This window comes from Ruminococcus sp. AF17-1AC (genome assembly GCF_003461385.1).
Taxonomy (GTDB): Bacteria; Bacillota; Clostridia; order Oscillospirales; family Ruminococcaceae; genus Hominimerdicola; species Hominimerdicola aceti.
The window spans coordinates 1-14,277 of sequence record NZ_QTWZ01000003.1 but is presented as its reverse complement, the minus strand read 5'-3'; the positions used below and the strand labels follow the sequence as shown (position 1 = coordinate 14,277).

Here is a 14,277-nt window from a genome sequence, read left to right as displayed (position 1 = left end):
TTTTCTCTTAGTTTAAGTAAATTACTCAGCCTGAGGTGCTCCTACAGGGCAAGTACCTGCACAAGAACCGCAGTCGATGCACTCGTCAGCGTTAATAACACACTTACCATCAGCCTCGGAGATAGCTCCTACTGGACATGCGTCCATGCAAGCGCCGCAGCCGATGCACTCATCACTAATCTTATAAGCCATTTTCACAGACCTCCTTGCATAAATTCTACAAGTATCATATCAAATACTATACTTATATAATAACACATTTTCTGAAAAAATCAAGAGGTTTTCGGCATTTCATAAAAATTTCACATAGATTTTAAGTGATTTTTCAGTTAGTATTTACTAATCAGCTAGATGCTTGCCAATTCCTGCTGTGAGATAAGTGCAAATCCTGCTTCATTCAAAGCATCCTGAGCGGCTGTAACGTTCTCTACTCTAAGGATAAGATAAGCCGTGTTTTCCTTAGTGTTTATGAATGCAGAATACATATACTCAACGCTGATGTTATCATTGTAGAGAGCTTTCATTGCTTCTGAAAGTCCGCCTGGGCGGTCATTTATCTCCACTGCAAGAACCTGAGTGGTGGTAACGGAAAAGCCCTCTGTTTTCAAGGCTGAAACTGCTTTTTCAAAATCGTTAACGATAAGTCTGAGAATACCGAAATCCTTTGTGTCAGCAAGGGACATTGCACGGATATTCACATCATTATCCCCAAGTATTTTTGTAACGGCAGACAATCTGCCAGGTCTGTTTTCAATAAAAACCGAAAGCTGTTTTACTGTCATAAAATTACCCCCTGTCTTTTAGACAAGCTTTCTCTTGTCGATAACTCTTACTGCCTTGCCCTCAGAACGTGGAATGCTCTTTGGCTCAACAAGTCTTATCTTCGCCTTGATGCCAAGGATATTATGGATATCGCTGGATATCTTCTTTTCAAGATCCTCGATAGACTTGACAGTATCAGAAAACATATCGTCATTAAGCTCGACTCTTATCTCGAAAGTATCAGAATTGTTCACCCTGTCAACGACTATCTGATAGTTAGGGCTTGCCTTTGATATCTTAAGAAGCACTGACTCTATCTGCGATGGGAACACGTTTACGCCCTTAATGATGAGCATATCGTCGCTTCTGCCCATTGGCTTGCACATTTTGACGAGAGTTCTGCCACATGAGCATTTCTCTCTTGTAAGAATACAAATATCTCTTGTTCTGTATCTCAGCAGAGGGAAAGCTTCCTTTGTGATACTTGTGAATACAAGCTCGCCCTTTGAGCCTTCAGGAAGCACCTCTCCTGTGTCAGGGTCGATTATCTCTGCGATAAAGTTGTCCTCATTGATGTGCATACCAGACTGTGCTTCGCACTCGAAAGCTACGCCTGGACCGCTTGTTTCTGTCAGACCATAGATATCGTAAGCCTTGATACCAAGAAGCTTCTCTATCTCATGACGCATTTCCTCCGTCCAAGGCTCAGCACCGAAGATACCAGCTTTGAGCGTAAGCTCCTCCGGCTTTATGCCCATTTCCTTTACAGTTTCACCTATATAAGCGGCATATGACGGAGTACAGCAAAGGATAGTAGAACCTAGATCCTGCATGAACTGTATCTGTCTTTCTGTGTTTCCTGATGACATCGGCAGAGTAAGACAGCCCACCTTATGAGAGCCGCCGTTAAGACCTGCTCCCCCTGTAAAAAGTCCATAGCCATATGCAACGTGGCAAACGTCGTCTTTTGATCCGCCTGCGGCAACTATAGCTCTTGCACAGCAATTTTCCCAAAGGTCGATATCATGCTGAGTGTAGAAAGCCACAACTCTCTTGCCTGTGGTTCCGCTTGTAGAATGTATTCTCACGCACTCTGAAAGCGGCTTTGCAAGCAGACCGTAAGGATAAGCCTCACGCAGATCAGCCTTTGAAAGGAACGGCAGCTTGTGCAGGTCCTCAATGCCGTGGATATCATCAGGCGTTACACCCTTTTCTTCCATAAGCTTCTTGTAGTATGGCACATTGTCCCAGACGTGCTTGACCTGCTTGACAAGTCTTTCACTCTGGAGCTTTTTCATGTCCTCGTGCGCCATGCACTCGATCTCTTCGTTCCAATATTTTCCCATTGGAACACACCTCCTGTTAAAATGGTTTCGGTCATATTACTCGGGTATCAACTTTGCACAAGTATCATACGCCGTACATTTCTTCAAGCATCTTAATGCCTGTTTTCGTTTTGAACACCTTGTCACGGAAGCTTTTTATGCTCTCTTTGGAAAGGCTGTCCTCGAAAGCGTTCACAAGGAAATCTGCTTCCAAGAGTATCTGCCAGTCAAGCCCCTGGACGCCCTCATAGGTGTGATGATGTGCGATAAGAAAGCACACCCTGTCTATGATATCCTCGTCAAAGTCAAGCTCTGTGAGCATTTTCCGTGCAGGCTCAGGACCTAACTGTTCCTGAAGCTTTCCGCCGCAGTGACCCTTGCCGTATCTCTCCTCCGCAGGCTTTATGCCTATATCATGCACCACCGACGCAACGTCAAGACAGTACATAGTGCGGATATCAAGCCCCTCTGTCCTGCCGATAACACGGGCAAAGGTATGCACCTTTATAAAGTGCTGTATACGCTTAGGGTCGCCGCCGAAAAACTCGGTCATTTTTATGATAAGACCGCTTATCTCGTCCATTATTTTACCTCTCTGCCGAGAGCGAACGCCTTTTTATTCAATTCAAGGAACTTTGCAGGAACACAGTTTTCAAGAGCCTTCTGCCAAACGTCCTCGTCAAAAGCCATTTTAGTTGACACAACGCCCATGAGAACAACGTTTGAAGCCTTTGCAGTACCAGCCTGCTCCGCAAGTGCCAGTGCGTCAACAGCGATAACGTCAACGCCCTCTGCTTTAAGCTTGCCTATGATATCCTCAGGATAAACAGCCGCACCTGTGATAACAGGCATTGGGTCTATCTGCTGAGTTGAAGTGATGATATGTCCGCCCTTTTTGAGATATGAAACATATCTTGCTGCCTCAAGCTGTTCAAAGCTGATGATGATATCTGCCTCGCCTTTTTCAACTACAGGCGAGCATACCTCGCTGCCGTACTTAACGTATGTAACAACAGAGCCGCCACGCTGGCTCATACCGTGTACCTCGCTGACCTTTACATCAAAGCCCTGTGAGAGAAGCACGTTTCCTATTATTCTTGACGCAAGCAGAGAGCCCTGTCCGCCTACGCCCACTATCATAATTGATCTTGTTTTCATTATTTACACCTCGAAATATATGTTATCATTAGTCGCATATCGCACCCAGCTTACACATTTCCTTGCATATACCGCAGCCTACGCACTGTGTATGGTCGATAACGCACTTGCCGTCATGGATAGATATAGCAGGACAGCCTATCTTCAAGCACTGCTTACAGCCAACGCACTTATCCTTGTTTACCTTGAGCGGTGGATTGTGCTTTACATATTTAAGAAGTGCGCATGGACGTCTTGAAATAATAACGCTTGGCTCTTCCTTGGCAAGCTCTTCCTTGATAACAGCTTCTGTTTCAGCCATATGATATGGGTCAACGACTCTTACGCTCTTGATACCAAGTGAATGGCAGAGCATTTCAAGGTCAACGGCATAAGCAGGGTCGCCCTTAAGGTTTTTACCGGTTGTAGGGTTCTGCTGATGACCTGTCATACCTGTGATAGAGTTATCGAGAATGATAACAGTTGAATTTGTGGCGTTATATGCAACGTTCACAAGACCTGTCATACCGCTGTGCATGAATGTAGAGTCACCGATAACGGCAACAGACTTCTTCTCAGCCTCTGCGCCTCTCGCCTTGTTAAATCCGTGAAGTCCGCTGATAGAAGCACCCATGCAGATAGTTGAATCCATAGCACAAAGCGGTGCTGTTGCGCCGAGAGTATAACAGCCGATATCGCCTGATACCATAACGCCCAGCTTATGCAGGCAATAGAACAGACCTCTGTGAGGACATCCCGGACACATAACAGGAGGTCTTACAGGCACGTTATCCTCAAATGTGATATACTCAGGCTTCTCGCCAAGTATCTTTTCGGCAACGATAGTCTGTGATATCTCGCCCATAAGGCTGAAAAGCTCCTTGCCGATAACGTTCACACCGTTCTTTTTGCAGTGTGTTTCGATAACATCGTCAAGCTCCTCGATTACATAGACCTTTTCGCACTTTGCGGCAAAGTCTTTTATTATCTGAATTGGCATTGGGTTTACGATACCGAGTTTGAGATATGAAGCCTTGTCGCCCAGAGCTTCCTTTGCATACTGATATGAGATACCGCTTGTGATAACGCCTATCTTTGTATCGTTCATCTCTACCTTGTTGAGAGGTGAAGTTTCGGCATAATCAGCGATAGCTTTCATTCTTGCTTCAACAACAGGGTGACGGCGGATAGCGTTACCAGGCATCATAACATATTTCTGGATATTCTTTTCATATGGGATATTCTCCCTTTCCTCTCTCTCGCAAAGTTCAACGGCTGACTGAGAGTGAGAAACTCTGGTGGACAGTCTTACGATAACAGGAACATCGAACTTTTCAGAAAGCTCGAAAGCAGCCTTAGCAAACTCCTTGCACTCCCCTGAATCGGAAGGCTCTATCATCATTGTCTTAGAAGCGATTGCATGGTGACGTGAATCCTGCTCGTTCTGTGACGAGTGCATACCAGGGTCATCGGCAACAGCTATTACCATACCTGCCGTTACGCCTGTGTAGCCTGCTGTGTAAAGAGGGTCAGCGGCAACGTTAAGACCAACGTGCTTCATTCCGCAGAAGCTTCTTGCACCACCTATAGAAGCGCCAAGAGCCACTTCCATTGCCACCTTTTCATTTGGCGCCCACTCAGCATATACCTCGTCATATTTTGCAACAGCTTCTGTTATCTCAGTTGACGGAGTACCAGGGTAAGATGATACCACCTTACAGCCTGCCTCATACAGACCTCTTGCAAACGCCTCGTTTCCAAGCATTAGTTTTTTCATACAATAAATCTTTCCTTTCACTGCACCGACCATTTTTTCGTGGTCGGTAGAAATAAACAATAATTAAAATAGATACAAGTAATTATACCACAAATTTCACCAAAATGCAACAACTTTTTTGATTTAAAGCACCAATAGAGTGTTATAAAAAGTTTGCTTACGGCAATTTTGTCAGTTTGCATAAAATATCAAGGGAGCTTCTGTGCAAAAATTTATGCCAGCTTACACGTTTTGAGCAACAAAAAATAAATCGCCGCCAGGCGATACCATAATTCCTCATTCCTCACTCCTCATTCCTCATTCTTCATTCTTAACACTCCTCATTTCTCATTCTCACCTCCTCACTTGTTTAAAAAATTGTACTTGAAAAAAGAGCATAAATGTTGTATAATAACAAAGTATACTTAAATTTACGTTCGGAGGATATACATGATGAAAAAATATACACTTGACGAGGTCTACACAGCCGATATGACGGCGTTTCAGAGAGAAAGATATAACAGAGTTGCAGATGAGTTTGAAAAACTTTTCGGTGAAAAGCCAACTGCTTTCTTCTCAGCTCCAGGCAGAACTGAGGTAGGCGGCAACCACACCGACCACAACTTCGGCTGTGTCCTTGCGGCAGGCGTTTCACTCGACGTTATTGCCGCTGTCGCTCCTGACACCGAAGAGAACGTTATTACCATACAGTCTGAGGGCTTCCCAATGGACACTGTAAACGTTGATGACGACACTATCTACGAGGAGCAGAAAAACACATCTGCGGCACTTATAAGAGGTATGTCCGCAGGCTTTAAGAAGAATGGTCACAATGTCGGGGGCTTCAAGGCTTATGCAACTTCAAACGTGCTCAAAGGCTCCGGACTTTCTTCATCTGCGGCTTATGAAGTGCTTATCGGCACTATCCTCAATGGTCTTTTCAACGAGGGCGAGGTATCTGCTGTGGAAATAGCTCAGATAGCTCAGTTTGCGGAAAATGTATATTTTGGCAAGCCCTCAGGTCTTATGGACCAAATGGCTTCATCAGTAGGCGGATTTATCACTATCGACTTTGCTGACGAAAAGCACCCTGTTATCGACTCTGTAAAGTTCGATTTCACAAAAAGCGGTCACGCACTGTGTATCGTTGACACAAAGGGCAACCATGCCGACCTCACCCCTGAGTATGCGGCTATCCCAGCGGAAATGAAGTCTGTTGCGGCTTTCTTTGGCAAAAAGGTGCTGAGAGAGATAACAAAGGAACAGCTTCTTAAAAACATCTGTGCTGTTAGAGAAAAGTGCAGTGACAGAGCTGTGCTTAGAGCACTCCACTTCTTTGACGATAACGAGAGAGTTGGCAAGGAAGCTTCCGCACTTTCAGAGGGCGACTTTGACGCTTTCCTGAGCCTTATCAATGAATCAGGAGATTCATCATTCAAATATCTTCAGAACATCTATGCTTCTTCTGCTCCAAACGAGCAGGGTCTTTCACTGGCTTTGTATCTTGCAAAGCAGGCTCTTGGCGGTGAGGGTGCTTGCAGAGTTCACGGCGGTGGCTTTGCAGGAACTATCCAAGCGTTCGTACCTGAAAAGAAGCTTGAAGCTTTCAAGGCTGAAATGGAGAGAGTATTCGGTGAAGGCTCATGCTATGTGCTGTCCATAAGACCTGTTGGCGGCGTGCAGATCGACCTTTAATATAGGAGTTGTCATGAAAAATCCATTTGCAGGCTTGAAGAAAAAGCAGGTGAAGTTGCAGTTTTCCACCTGCGGAGAGATAATGATAGACGGACTTCCCTTTGCTTTCGGAGTGGAGAGTGCAGGGAAAGCGTCAGACAAAGGGCTTTGCGTTTCGATATCCGGTGAAGCTGTCAATGACGGACGTGTTACCTTTTCAAACCTTGAATACTACGAAAACCATGGCGGAAAGATAACCCTTGTGAAGCATGGCTTTTCACTTGTCACCAAAAAGGACGGCAAGAAAATTTATCAGGCAAAGTTTACCAAAATACCTATCACCGAAAAGGACACCTCAGTGCTTTTCAGAAAGCTCACCGAAGAAGAGGTCGTTCAACGGCTCAACTGCGAGATAGCTTTTAAAGTGACGCCTCATTTCAGCGGTGAAGACACCCCGGAGGTCATGCTGACAGTTTATCCTTATGAAAATATGCTCACAGGGTCGGCTGTGCAGTGGCTAAAGGTCACGTCTGACAAGGACTATTTTCTGCACAAATATTCTAATAAATAACAGGAGAGTTTATCCCATATGAGAATGAGAAGAAAGAAAAATCTTGAGGCACGTCTTGAAGCCTGCGGAGATTATATTTTATATCTTGACCGTGACGAGAAGAATTTTCAGGACAAGTCAAACAAACAGCTTATTGACTTTGAGAAGATCTTCGGAAACAGCAATCCCCTTGTGCTGGAGATAGGCTGTGGAAAGGGTCAGTTTGCAAGAGAGATAGCAAAGAGAAATCCTGACAAGAATTTCCTTGCAGTAGAAAAAAGCAGTAACGTTATAGTTGACGCCGCACAAATGGCTATAGACGAGGGCATACCGAACCTGAGATTTGCAAGGGGCGAGGCTGAATATCTGGATTGCTTTATCCCTGAAAAGTCAGTGGAGTGTATCTACCTTAACTTTAGCTGTCCGTATCCTAAAAATACATATGCACGTCATAGGCTCACATACCGAGCTTTTCTTGAAATATACAGACGTATTCTTGTGGACAAAGGCGAGATATACCAAAAGACCGACAATATGCACTTCTTTGAGTTCTCCTTGGAGGAGTTCTCTGCGGCAAATTACGGACTTAAAAACATTTCTCTCGACCTTCACAACAGCGGCTTCGAGGGCAATATCGTAACGGAATATGAGAAGAAATTCTCAGACATGGGTATGCCTATCTACAGATTGGAGGCGTTCGTAAAATAATGAGCGAGCATATAAATCCAATTGTCAGCGAGGAAGATATGGGTTCTGACGGCAAGCTTCGCAAATGGTCAACAGCCAGAAAAGTCAAGTGGATAATTTGGATAGTCGTTATTCTTGCAGTAGCACTCGGCTTCTGGCATCAGCACTATATGCGCTCCGACAGCCAGATAAAAGCCGTTTTCGATGACAATAAGGCTAACTTTCAGACCACTGCGGAGTTTATGATAGAAAGCATTTCATGCGAAAAGCCGACACTACCAAAGGGCAAATGCTCCATTAAATCGCTCACTGAAAACAATGCCTGCAAGTCTGTGAAGAAAGAGCTTGAGGAGCTGGAGCGCAGGAACGTTACATACATCGACAGCGACGGCTTGACAGTGAGATTTTATACCATTTATGACCATTACTATATTTACCGCTCACCCATAAGCTCATCAGGGGGCGAGGATAACCTCGGTGACGGGTGGTCTTATGTAAAAACAAGCAAAAGCTGATTTTTTATGGACGAAAAATTTTTTTCGTCCATTTTTTTATGCAATCAAACGGTCTTTACATTCGTGTTATAGATGAAAGGCTTTTCAAAACAACAAAGGAGGTGACAGCTTTGACAAGAGATATTGACTACATAGTTGACAAATTTTCAGACGATATCTACCGAGCGGCACTGGCAGTCACAGGCAGCGTTCACGAGGCAGAGGATATAGTCAGCGAGGTCATAATAAAATATTTCACAAGGCAGGGTGAGCTTTTCTTCAATGATGACGAGCATCTTAAAGCGTGGCTGCTGAGAACGGCGATAAATCTATCCAAAGACCTGCTAAGGTCGGCAGGCAGACGTCTGCGTGCAGAAAATGAGGTAAGTGCAAGCAGCGATTTTTCATCACCTGATATGCAGATAGATGTGCAAAACGCTATAAACAGGCTGGATAAAAAATACAGGATAGTGCTTTATCTTTTTTATTATCAAGGCTGCAAGACCGATGAGATAGCCGACATTTTGGGAACAAGCAAGGGCACGGTCACATCAAGGCTGAAAAGAGCAAGAGAAAAACTAAAGCTTTCACTTTCAGACTACGAAAAGGAGATGAGCGTATGAACGAAAGAGATATAAAGAATTATTTTGCAAACGCAAGCCTATCGGAACAAAAGAAAGATCAGCTCAAAGAAACGCTCAAAAAGCGTTTTCCACAACAAAACGGAGATATAAATACGGATACTTTCACACCACAAACCGAGCCGACACAGCCTGCCATAGTCGCAAGACACAAGGGTGCAAAGGTAGTTGCGGCAGCGGCGGCAGTGGCGCTTGTAATGTCAGGCGGAATTTACATGACAAGAAATATCCATGACTACGAGCCGAACGCAGGCACAGCTCCACCTGCAAACAGCAGCGTATCCGGCGATACAGGTACACTGCAGTTGTGTTCAGCAGACTTTATAAAGCTTGCAGACACAGTGCTTGAAAGCGCAAATTCTACGGTAGGAAATCTCGACATAATACAAAACAGCCCTGCATACTGCGATATAGTCTACAGCGGCAACTATGACGAAAATATCGAGGGCAAGGAACACAGCACAAGGTATTACGTTGACCTGCTGGAGAAAACCGACAGCGGACTTCCAAGCGTGGATTTTTTGACAGATGATAACAGCTATGAGACAAATTCTTTGATAATCGATATCCTGTCGGAGATAAAAACCCTTGATGAGGACGCTTTTAACAAGGCGGTGAATTGCAGAATAGAAGCCCATATTGAGAATAACAACTGCAAGATAACCATTTCAGACAGCGATAACAGCGTTTCTCTCAAATACGGAAGCGGCGAAAGCTTCACTGAAAATGCCAAAATTATAGCTCAAACCCTCAAAAATGACCTGCTGGATATCTATGACGAAAGCTCTATGAAAAACCCAGACAATGCCATTTTTAGCTACTCCCCTGCTGACTATAATTATTACAACGATATCATGAACAGCAACAATACAACAGAATATGTAAAGTCAGACTATGCGCAAAATGGATATATCACAAACGAAAGTCTGAACCTCCTGACCCTGAATATCGTCAACGATTCGGACATACAGTTCAATATGGCGACAGATTATTTCACTGTGGATATGTTCACAAACAGATTTACTCTGTATAGCTACGCCAATGACGGAAGCTGGGCGGTGTATGATTCCGCTCCGTTTTCAAGCACCAGCACTGTGGAAGCTGACCCGTCAGCCACGGCGCAGTATATTTTTGAAAAGGCGCAGGCGCTGGTAACAAAGTATAACACCAGCGGCAAGAAGCTTCACTTTGATACTGTAAACTCACTTGACCTTTCGAAGGAGCTTGCGCTGTCTAATGTGCCCGATATTGATAGTTCAGATAACGTCACGGCGCAGCTTTTTGCATATGAGCTTTGGCTCGATATGCTGTCACACGATAGAGAATACGGCGATCTTGACCTGTCGACCATTGATTTTTCGGTATACTTTGAAAAGGATAAGGACGGCAGCGCTTATGATGTGAAGCAGGTCGATGTCACGATCGAGGGAGATACGGTCTATTCATATACCACCGATGAGCACGACAGCGTTGAAACTTATGATGCAAAGGACAGCGCATTATCTTGACAAAACAACGGATGACCATAGGAGTCCCCTGCATTTAATATGTAGGGGACGGCGTCCTCGACGTCCCATTGCTCGACAAGTGCAGTAACGTTATCGGGCGACTAACGTACAGCTATTAACAAACATAGAGTAGCGATGTTGAAAAAGCGAATTAAAAAGAAAAAAGACGACTTACGTTTGCAAGTCGTCTTTTCTTTATGCAATAATATTAATTCTGCAAATTAGTTGTTGATGAGCTTCTCGTCATCATTGTTCCAGCTGTAGAGCTTTCTGATCTCCTTACCAACCTTCTCAGAAGGATGCTCAGCATGGAGCTTTCTCATAGCCTTGAAGTGTACCTGTGAACCAGCGTCGCTCATATCAAGGAGGAAGTCCTTAGCGAATGTACCGTCCTGAATGTCAGACAGAACCTTCTTCATAGCCTTCTTAGTGTCCTCAGTAACGATCTTTGGACCTGTGATGTAGTCGCCGTACTCAGCTGTGTTAGAGATAGAATATCTCATGCCCTCGAAACCTGACTGATAGATAAGGTCAACGATGAGCTTCATCTCATGGATACACTCAAAGTATGCGTTTCTTGGGTCATAACCAGCCTCGCAAAGTGTTTCAAAACCAGCCTGCATAAGTGCGCAAACACCACCGCAGAGAACTGCCTGCTCACCGAAGAGGTCTGTTTCTGTTTCTGTTCTGAATGTTGTCTCAAGAACACCTGCTCTTGCTCCGCCGATACCAAGTGCATATGCAAGTCCGATATCCTGTGCGTTGCCTGTTGCATCCTGCTCAACTGCGATAAGGCAAGGTGTACCCTTACCAGCCTGATACTCAGAACGTACTGTGTGACCAGGAGCCTTAGGTGCGATCATGATAACATTGACATTCTTTGGTGGTACGATGCAGCCAAAGTGAATGTTAAAGCCGTGTGCGAATGCAAGAGTCTTACCTTCTGTGAGGTATGGCTCGATAGATTTCTTATAAAGTGCAGCCTGCTTCTCATCAGGAATAAGGATCATGATAATGTCAGATGTCTTTGCAGCTTCCTCAGTTGTCATAACTGTAAGACCCTGCTGCTCAGCCTTTGCCCAGCTCTTAGAACCTTCGTAAAGACCTACTACTACGTCAACACCGCTCTCCTTAAGGTTGAGTGCATGAGCGTGACCCTGTGAACCGTAACCGATAATGGCAACTCTCTTACCCTTGAGTACGTTAATGTCGCAATCCTGCTGATAGAATATTCTTGCCTGTGCCATTGTTAATTCCTCCAAATTCAGAAATTTAAGATTTATTTTATGTAGCCTTTCGGCTATATAATCAAAGTTTATTTGCCTGCATTGAATGTGTCAGAGCCTTTCTCTATTGCGATAGTGCCTGTTCTTACCATTTCGATTATTCCGTAAGGTGCTATGACCTCCTCAAATCTGCAAAGGTGAGCGTAAGTGTCGCAAAGCTCCAATGTCATTGTCGTAAGCGTTATATCCATGACCTTAGCCCCTGTGATATCCGCAATAGTCATTATCTCACTGCGTCTGTTTGCGACCGCAGACACCTTGACTATCATAAGCTCTCTTGCGAGATACTCATTAGCCTCAAATGTCTTTACCTTGATGACCTCTATAAGCTTATTGAGCTGTTTCTCGATCTGCTCAACTGTATGCTCATCACCGTCAGCAACTATCGTTATTCTTGAAACGTCGGGGTCATGAGTTGGACCTACTGCAAGGCTCTCGATATTGAACCCACGTCTTGAAAACAGTCCGGAAATTCTTGATAGAACACCGCTGTGGTTTTCTACAAGAACTGAGATCGTATGTTTCATAAATCAACCTCCATAAGGAAACCTTTCCTTGATTTTTAATTATATCAGTTTATTATTAAGATTTCTTGAACGTAAACGCTATATACTGTAAACGCTACAGATAGTTAAAATATTGGCCTTATAATGTTGGCATATCCTTATCCACAACGACTTCAACAAGGCAAATGCCCTTATGTTCAGCAAGCATTTCGACGCCCTTTTCCATAGTATCATCGTCATAAACTCTCATTGCAGGTATGCCGTAAGCCTCTGCAAGCTTGATAAAGTCAGGAGAACCGTCAAGGAAAACAGCAGTTTGCCTGTCATGATAGCCGTTTGTCTGAAGCTCTCTTACCATGCCAAGGCGGTTGTTTGTCATTACTACCACCTTTATATCAACGCCGAACTGAACGGCTGTTGCAAGCTCCATGAACGACATCTGAAAAGCTCCGTCACCGCATATAGCAACTGTTGCTCTGCTGTCGTCAGCCATTTTTGCACCTATCGCCGCAGGCACAGAATAGCCCATCGTACCCATGCCGCCTGAGGTAAGAAGTCTGCCCTCTTTGCGGAACTTATATTCAGTGCAGGTCCATATCTGATTTTGTCCAACGTCTGCCACAACAGTAACATTGGCAGGCATTTTCTTTGCAAGCCTGTCGATAAACACCCTCGGATTGACAGTACCCTTTGCAGGCTCAACATACTTTCTCTCGCCTCCAAGGGTCTTTATGTGAGCTATCCACTCATCGTGCTTCATAGGCTTTGCAAGCTCCGTCATTTGCTGTAAAACAAGCTTTGCGTCGCCAACGAGAGGCAGGTCAGCACCGATATTCTTGCCTATCTCCGCAGGGTCGATATCTATATGTATTATCTTAGTAGTTTTCTCCAGAGCCAAAGGTGTTTTAACGGCTCTGTCGCCAACTCTTGCGCCCACAAGGAACAGCACGTCGCACTCATTCACAGCAGCGTTAGCCATTTTGACGCCGTGAGTACCTATCATGCCGCAGAAAAGCTGATCGTCATCAGGGAAAACAGAAATGCCCATCATAGTTGTGATAACAGGTATCTGCATAAGGTCGGCAAGCTCTCTTATCTCATTCTCAGCGTGAGCGGCAAAAACGCCACCGCCAATACAGATAAGCGGCTTCTCAGCCTCTTCCAACGCCGCCATTACACGCCTTACCTGAACGTAGTTGCCCTTGGTGGTAGGCTTATAGCTTCTTATCTCGCACTTTTCAGGGTACTCAAAGTCGATAACAGACTTCTGAACGTCCATAGGGATATCTATAAGAACAGGACCCGGTCTGCCGGTGCCTGCTATATAGAAAGCTTCCTTGAAAACTCTTGCAGTGTCCTCCGGTTCTTTGAGGAGATAGCTGTGCTTAACGAACGGCTCAGCCGAGCCTGTAATATCAGCCTCCTGAAAAACGTCAGATCCTATCTGGTCGGTATTCACCTGACCTGTTATGCACACGATAGGTATAGAATCCGCATAAGCGGTAGCAATAGCAGTAATAAGATTAGTTGCGCCCGGACCTGACGTTGCGATACATACCGCAGGCTTGCCTGAAATTCGTGCATAGCCGTTAGCCGCATGACCGCCGTTAGCTTCCTGTCTCACGAGCACCTGCCTGATGTCGTTTTCAGCATCCAGCAAAGCGTCATAGAAAGGACAGATAGCAGCTCCGGGATAGCCAAAGACGACTTTTACGTTCTCAGCTTTCAAACATTCAACCATAGCCTGACTTACAGTCATCTTCATAATAAAGTCGCCTCCATAAAAAATTTTCTGTATAAATTATCATATAAAGTGATAAAACATACAAAGCTGTGATTTATTATACCATATTTATAAGATTTCGTCAAGTATCGTTAGCATACGAAGGAATATTTATGTGTAGTGCTACAATAGATATTGGACAAAATTAAGAAAAAAGAAAAGAGAGAT

General features: G+C 44.5%; 15 protein-coding genes. 6 read left to right on the top strand and 9 right to left on the bottom strand.

All coding sequences use genetic code 11. The annotated features are described in order from the left end of the window. Nucleotides 1-21: 21 nt before the first annotated feature. The 6 genes from DWW81_RS02865 to iorA all read right to left on the bottom strand — a co-directional run bounded on the left by DWW81_RS02865 (nucleotide 22) and on the right by iorA (nucleotide 5,001). The gene (locus tag DWW81_RS02865; RefSeq protein ID WP_117878416.1) at nucleotides 22-192 is read right to left on the bottom strand and encodes a 4Fe-4S binding protein; all 171 of its coding nucleotides are present in this window, start codon (nucleotides 190-192) and stop codon (nucleotides 22-24) included. A gap of 155 nt (nucleotides 193-347) precedes the next feature. Next, nucleotides 348-782 (bottom strand): ACT domain-containing protein, encoded by a 435-nt coding sequence (locus tag DWW81_RS02860; protein WP_117896745.1) that lies wholly within the window; start codon nucleotides 780-782, stop codon nucleotides 348-350. A gap of 18 nt (nucleotides 783-800) precedes the next feature. Further along, the gene (locus DWW81_RS02855) at nucleotides 801-2,108 is read right to left on the bottom strand and encodes a phenylacetate--CoA ligase (RefSeq protein ID WP_117896746.1); all 1,308 of its coding nucleotides are present in this window, start codon (nucleotides 2,106-2,108) and stop codon (nucleotides 801-803) included. Nucleotides 2,109-2,172: 64 nt separating this feature from the next. Further along, nucleotides 2,173-2,670, bottom strand: coding sequence for an HD domain-containing protein (locus DWW81_RS02850; protein WP_117896747.1), 498 nt, complete (start codon nucleotides 2,668-2,670; stop codon nucleotides 2,173-2,175). Further along, nucleotides 2,670-3,245: an indolepyruvate oxidoreductase subunit beta gene (locus tag DWW81_RS02845; protein ID WP_022287481.1), complete on the bottom strand. Its 576-nt coding sequence runs from the start codon at nucleotides 3,243-3,245 to the stop codon at nucleotides 2,670-2,672. Before DWW81_RS02845 ends, DWW81_RS02850 begins: the two co-directional genes overlap by 1 nt. A gap of 28 nt (nucleotides 3,246-3,273) precedes the next feature. After that, nucleotides 3,274-5,001, bottom strand: coding sequence for an indolepyruvate ferredoxin oxidoreductase subunit alpha (gene iorA / locus DWW81_RS02840; RefSeq protein WP_117896748.1), 1,728 nt, complete (start codon nucleotides 4,999-5,001; stop codon nucleotides 3,274-3,276). Nucleotides 5,002-5,433: 432 nt separating this feature from the next. On the opposite strand from iorA, the gene DWW81_RS02835 reads away from it, so the two are divergent. The 6 genes from DWW81_RS02835 to DWW81_RS02810 are packed head-to-tail and all read left to right on the top strand — an operon-like array spanning nucleotide 5,434 to nucleotide 10,534. After that, a complete protein-coding gene (locus DWW81_RS02835; RefSeq protein ID WP_347502986.1) occupies nucleotides 5,434-6,675 on the top strand; it encodes a galactokinase family protein in 1,242 nt (413 codons plus the stop codon). 13 nt (nucleotides 6,676-6,688) lie between these two features. Further along, on the top strand, nucleotides 6,689-7,225 hold the full coding sequence (locus DWW81_RS02830; protein WP_022287484.1) for a hypothetical protein: 537 nt from the start codon (nucleotides 6,689-6,691) through the stop codon (nucleotides 7,223-7,225). Between the two features lie 18 nt (nucleotides 7,226-7,243). Next, complete coding sequence (gene trmB / locus DWW81_RS02825; RefSeq protein WP_041337508.1) at nucleotides 7,244-7,912, top strand: tRNA (guanosine(46)-N7)-methyltransferase TrmB; 669 nt, start codon at nucleotides 7,244-7,246, stop codon at nucleotides 7,910-7,912. Further along, nucleotides 7,912-8,406 carry a hypothetical protein gene (locus DWW81_RS02820; RefSeq protein ID WP_117896750.1) on the top strand — a complete coding sequence of 165 codons (495 nt, stop codon included), beginning with the start codon at nucleotides 7,912-7,914 and terminating at the stop codon, nucleotides 8,404-8,406. Before trmB ends, DWW81_RS02820 begins: the two co-directional genes overlap by 1 nt. A 38-nt stretch (nucleotides 8,407-8,444) precedes the next feature. After that, nucleotides 8,445-9,008 carry a sigma-70 family RNA polymerase sigma factor gene (locus DWW81_RS02815; protein WP_022287487.1) on the top strand — a complete coding sequence of 188 codons (564 nt, stop codon included), beginning with the start codon at nucleotides 8,445-8,447 and terminating at the stop codon, nucleotides 9,006-9,008. Next, the gene (locus DWW81_RS02810; RefSeq protein ID WP_117896751.1) at nucleotides 9,005-10,534 is read left to right on the top strand and encodes a hypothetical protein; all 1,530 of its coding nucleotides are present in this window, start codon (nucleotides 9,005-9,007) and stop codon (nucleotides 10,532-10,534) included. Before DWW81_RS02815 ends, DWW81_RS02810 begins: the two co-directional genes overlap by 4 nt. Before the next feature lie 221 nt (nucleotides 10,535-10,755). Here the strand turns inward: DWW81_RS02810 and ilvC are convergent, their stop codons facing one another. The 3 genes from ilvC to ilvB form a co-directional block, all read right to left on the bottom strand. Continuing rightward, nucleotides 10,756-11,781: a ketol-acid reductoisomerase gene (gene ilvC / locus DWW81_RS02805; protein WP_041337504.1), complete on the bottom strand. Its 1,026-nt coding sequence runs from the start codon at nucleotides 11,779-11,781 to the stop codon at nucleotides 10,756-10,758. 68 nt (nucleotides 11,782-11,849) lie between these two features. Then, nucleotides 11,850-12,347 carry an acetolactate synthase small subunit gene (gene ilvN / locus DWW81_RS02800; RefSeq protein ID WP_022287490.1) on the bottom strand — a complete coding sequence of 166 codons (498 nt, stop codon included), beginning with the start codon at nucleotides 12,345-12,347 and terminating at the stop codon, nucleotides 11,850-11,852. Between the two features lie 118 nt (nucleotides 12,348-12,465). Next, entirely contained in the window at nucleotides 12,466-14,091 is a 1,626-nt protein-coding gene (ilvB, locus tag DWW81_RS02795; protein WP_117896752.1) for a biosynthetic-type acetolactate synthase large subunit, read from the bottom strand. Nucleotides 14,092-14,277 lie beyond the last annotated feature (186 nt).

Excerpts from the sequence above, each read along its gene's own strand:
- DWW81_RS02845 (WP_022287481.1), bottom strand. The coding sequence starts at position 3,245 with ATGAAAACAAGATCAATTATGATAGTGGGCGTAGGCGGACAGGGCTCT.
- DWW81_RS02815 (WP_022287487.1), top strand. The coding sequence starts at position 8,445 with ATGCAATCAAACGGTCTTTACATTCGTGTTATAGATGAAAGGCTTTTC.
- DWW81_RS02860 (WP_117896745.1), bottom strand. The coding sequence starts at position 782 with ATGACAGTAAAACAGCTTTCGGTTTTTATTGAAAACAGACCTGGCAGA.
- DWW81_RS02855 (WP_117896746.1), bottom strand. The coding sequence starts at position 2,108 with ATGGGAAAATATTGGAACGAAGAGATCGAGTGCATGGCGCACGAGGAC.
- iorA (WP_117896748.1), bottom strand. The coding sequence starts at position 5,001 with ATGAAAAAACTAATGCTTGGAAACGAGGCGTTTGCAAGAGGTCTGTAT.
- DWW81_RS02820 (WP_117896750.1), top strand. The coding sequence starts at position 7,912 with ATGAGCGAGCATATAAATCCAATTGTCAGCGAGGAAGATATGGGTTCT.
- ilvN (WP_022287490.1), bottom strand. The coding sequence starts at position 12,347 with ATGAAACATACGATCTCAGTTCTTGTAGAAAACCACAGCGGTGTTCTA.
- ilvB (WP_117896752.1), bottom strand. The coding sequence starts at position 14,091 with ATGAAGATGACTGTAAGTCAGGCTATGGTTGAATGTTTGAAAGCTGAG.
- ilvC (WP_041337504.1), bottom strand. The coding sequence starts at position 11,781 with ATGGCACAGGCAAGAATATTCTATCAGCAGGATTGCGACATTAACGTA.
- DWW81_RS02830 (WP_022287484.1), top strand. The coding sequence starts at position 6,689 with ATGAAAAATCCATTTGCAGGCTTGAAGAAAAAGCAGGTGAAGTTGCAG.
- DWW81_RS02810 (WP_117896751.1), top strand. The coding sequence starts at position 9,005 with ATGAACGAAAGAGATATAAAGAATTATTTTGCAAACGCAAGCCTATCG.
- DWW81_RS02850 (WP_117896747.1), bottom strand. The coding sequence starts at position 2,670 with ATGGACGAGATAAGCGGTCTTATCATAAAAATGACCGAGTTTTTCGGC.
- DWW81_RS02865 (WP_117878416.1), bottom strand. The coding sequence starts at position 192 with ATGGCTTATAAGATTAGTGATGAGTGCATCGGCTGCGGCGCTTGCATG.
- trmB (WP_041337508.1), top strand. The coding sequence starts at position 7,244 with ATGAGAATGAGAAGAAAGAAAAATCTTGAGGCACGTCTTGAAGCCTGC.
- DWW81_RS02835 (WP_347502986.1), top strand. The coding sequence starts at position 5,434 with ATGAAAAAATATACACTTGACGAGGTCTACACAGCCGATATGACGGCG.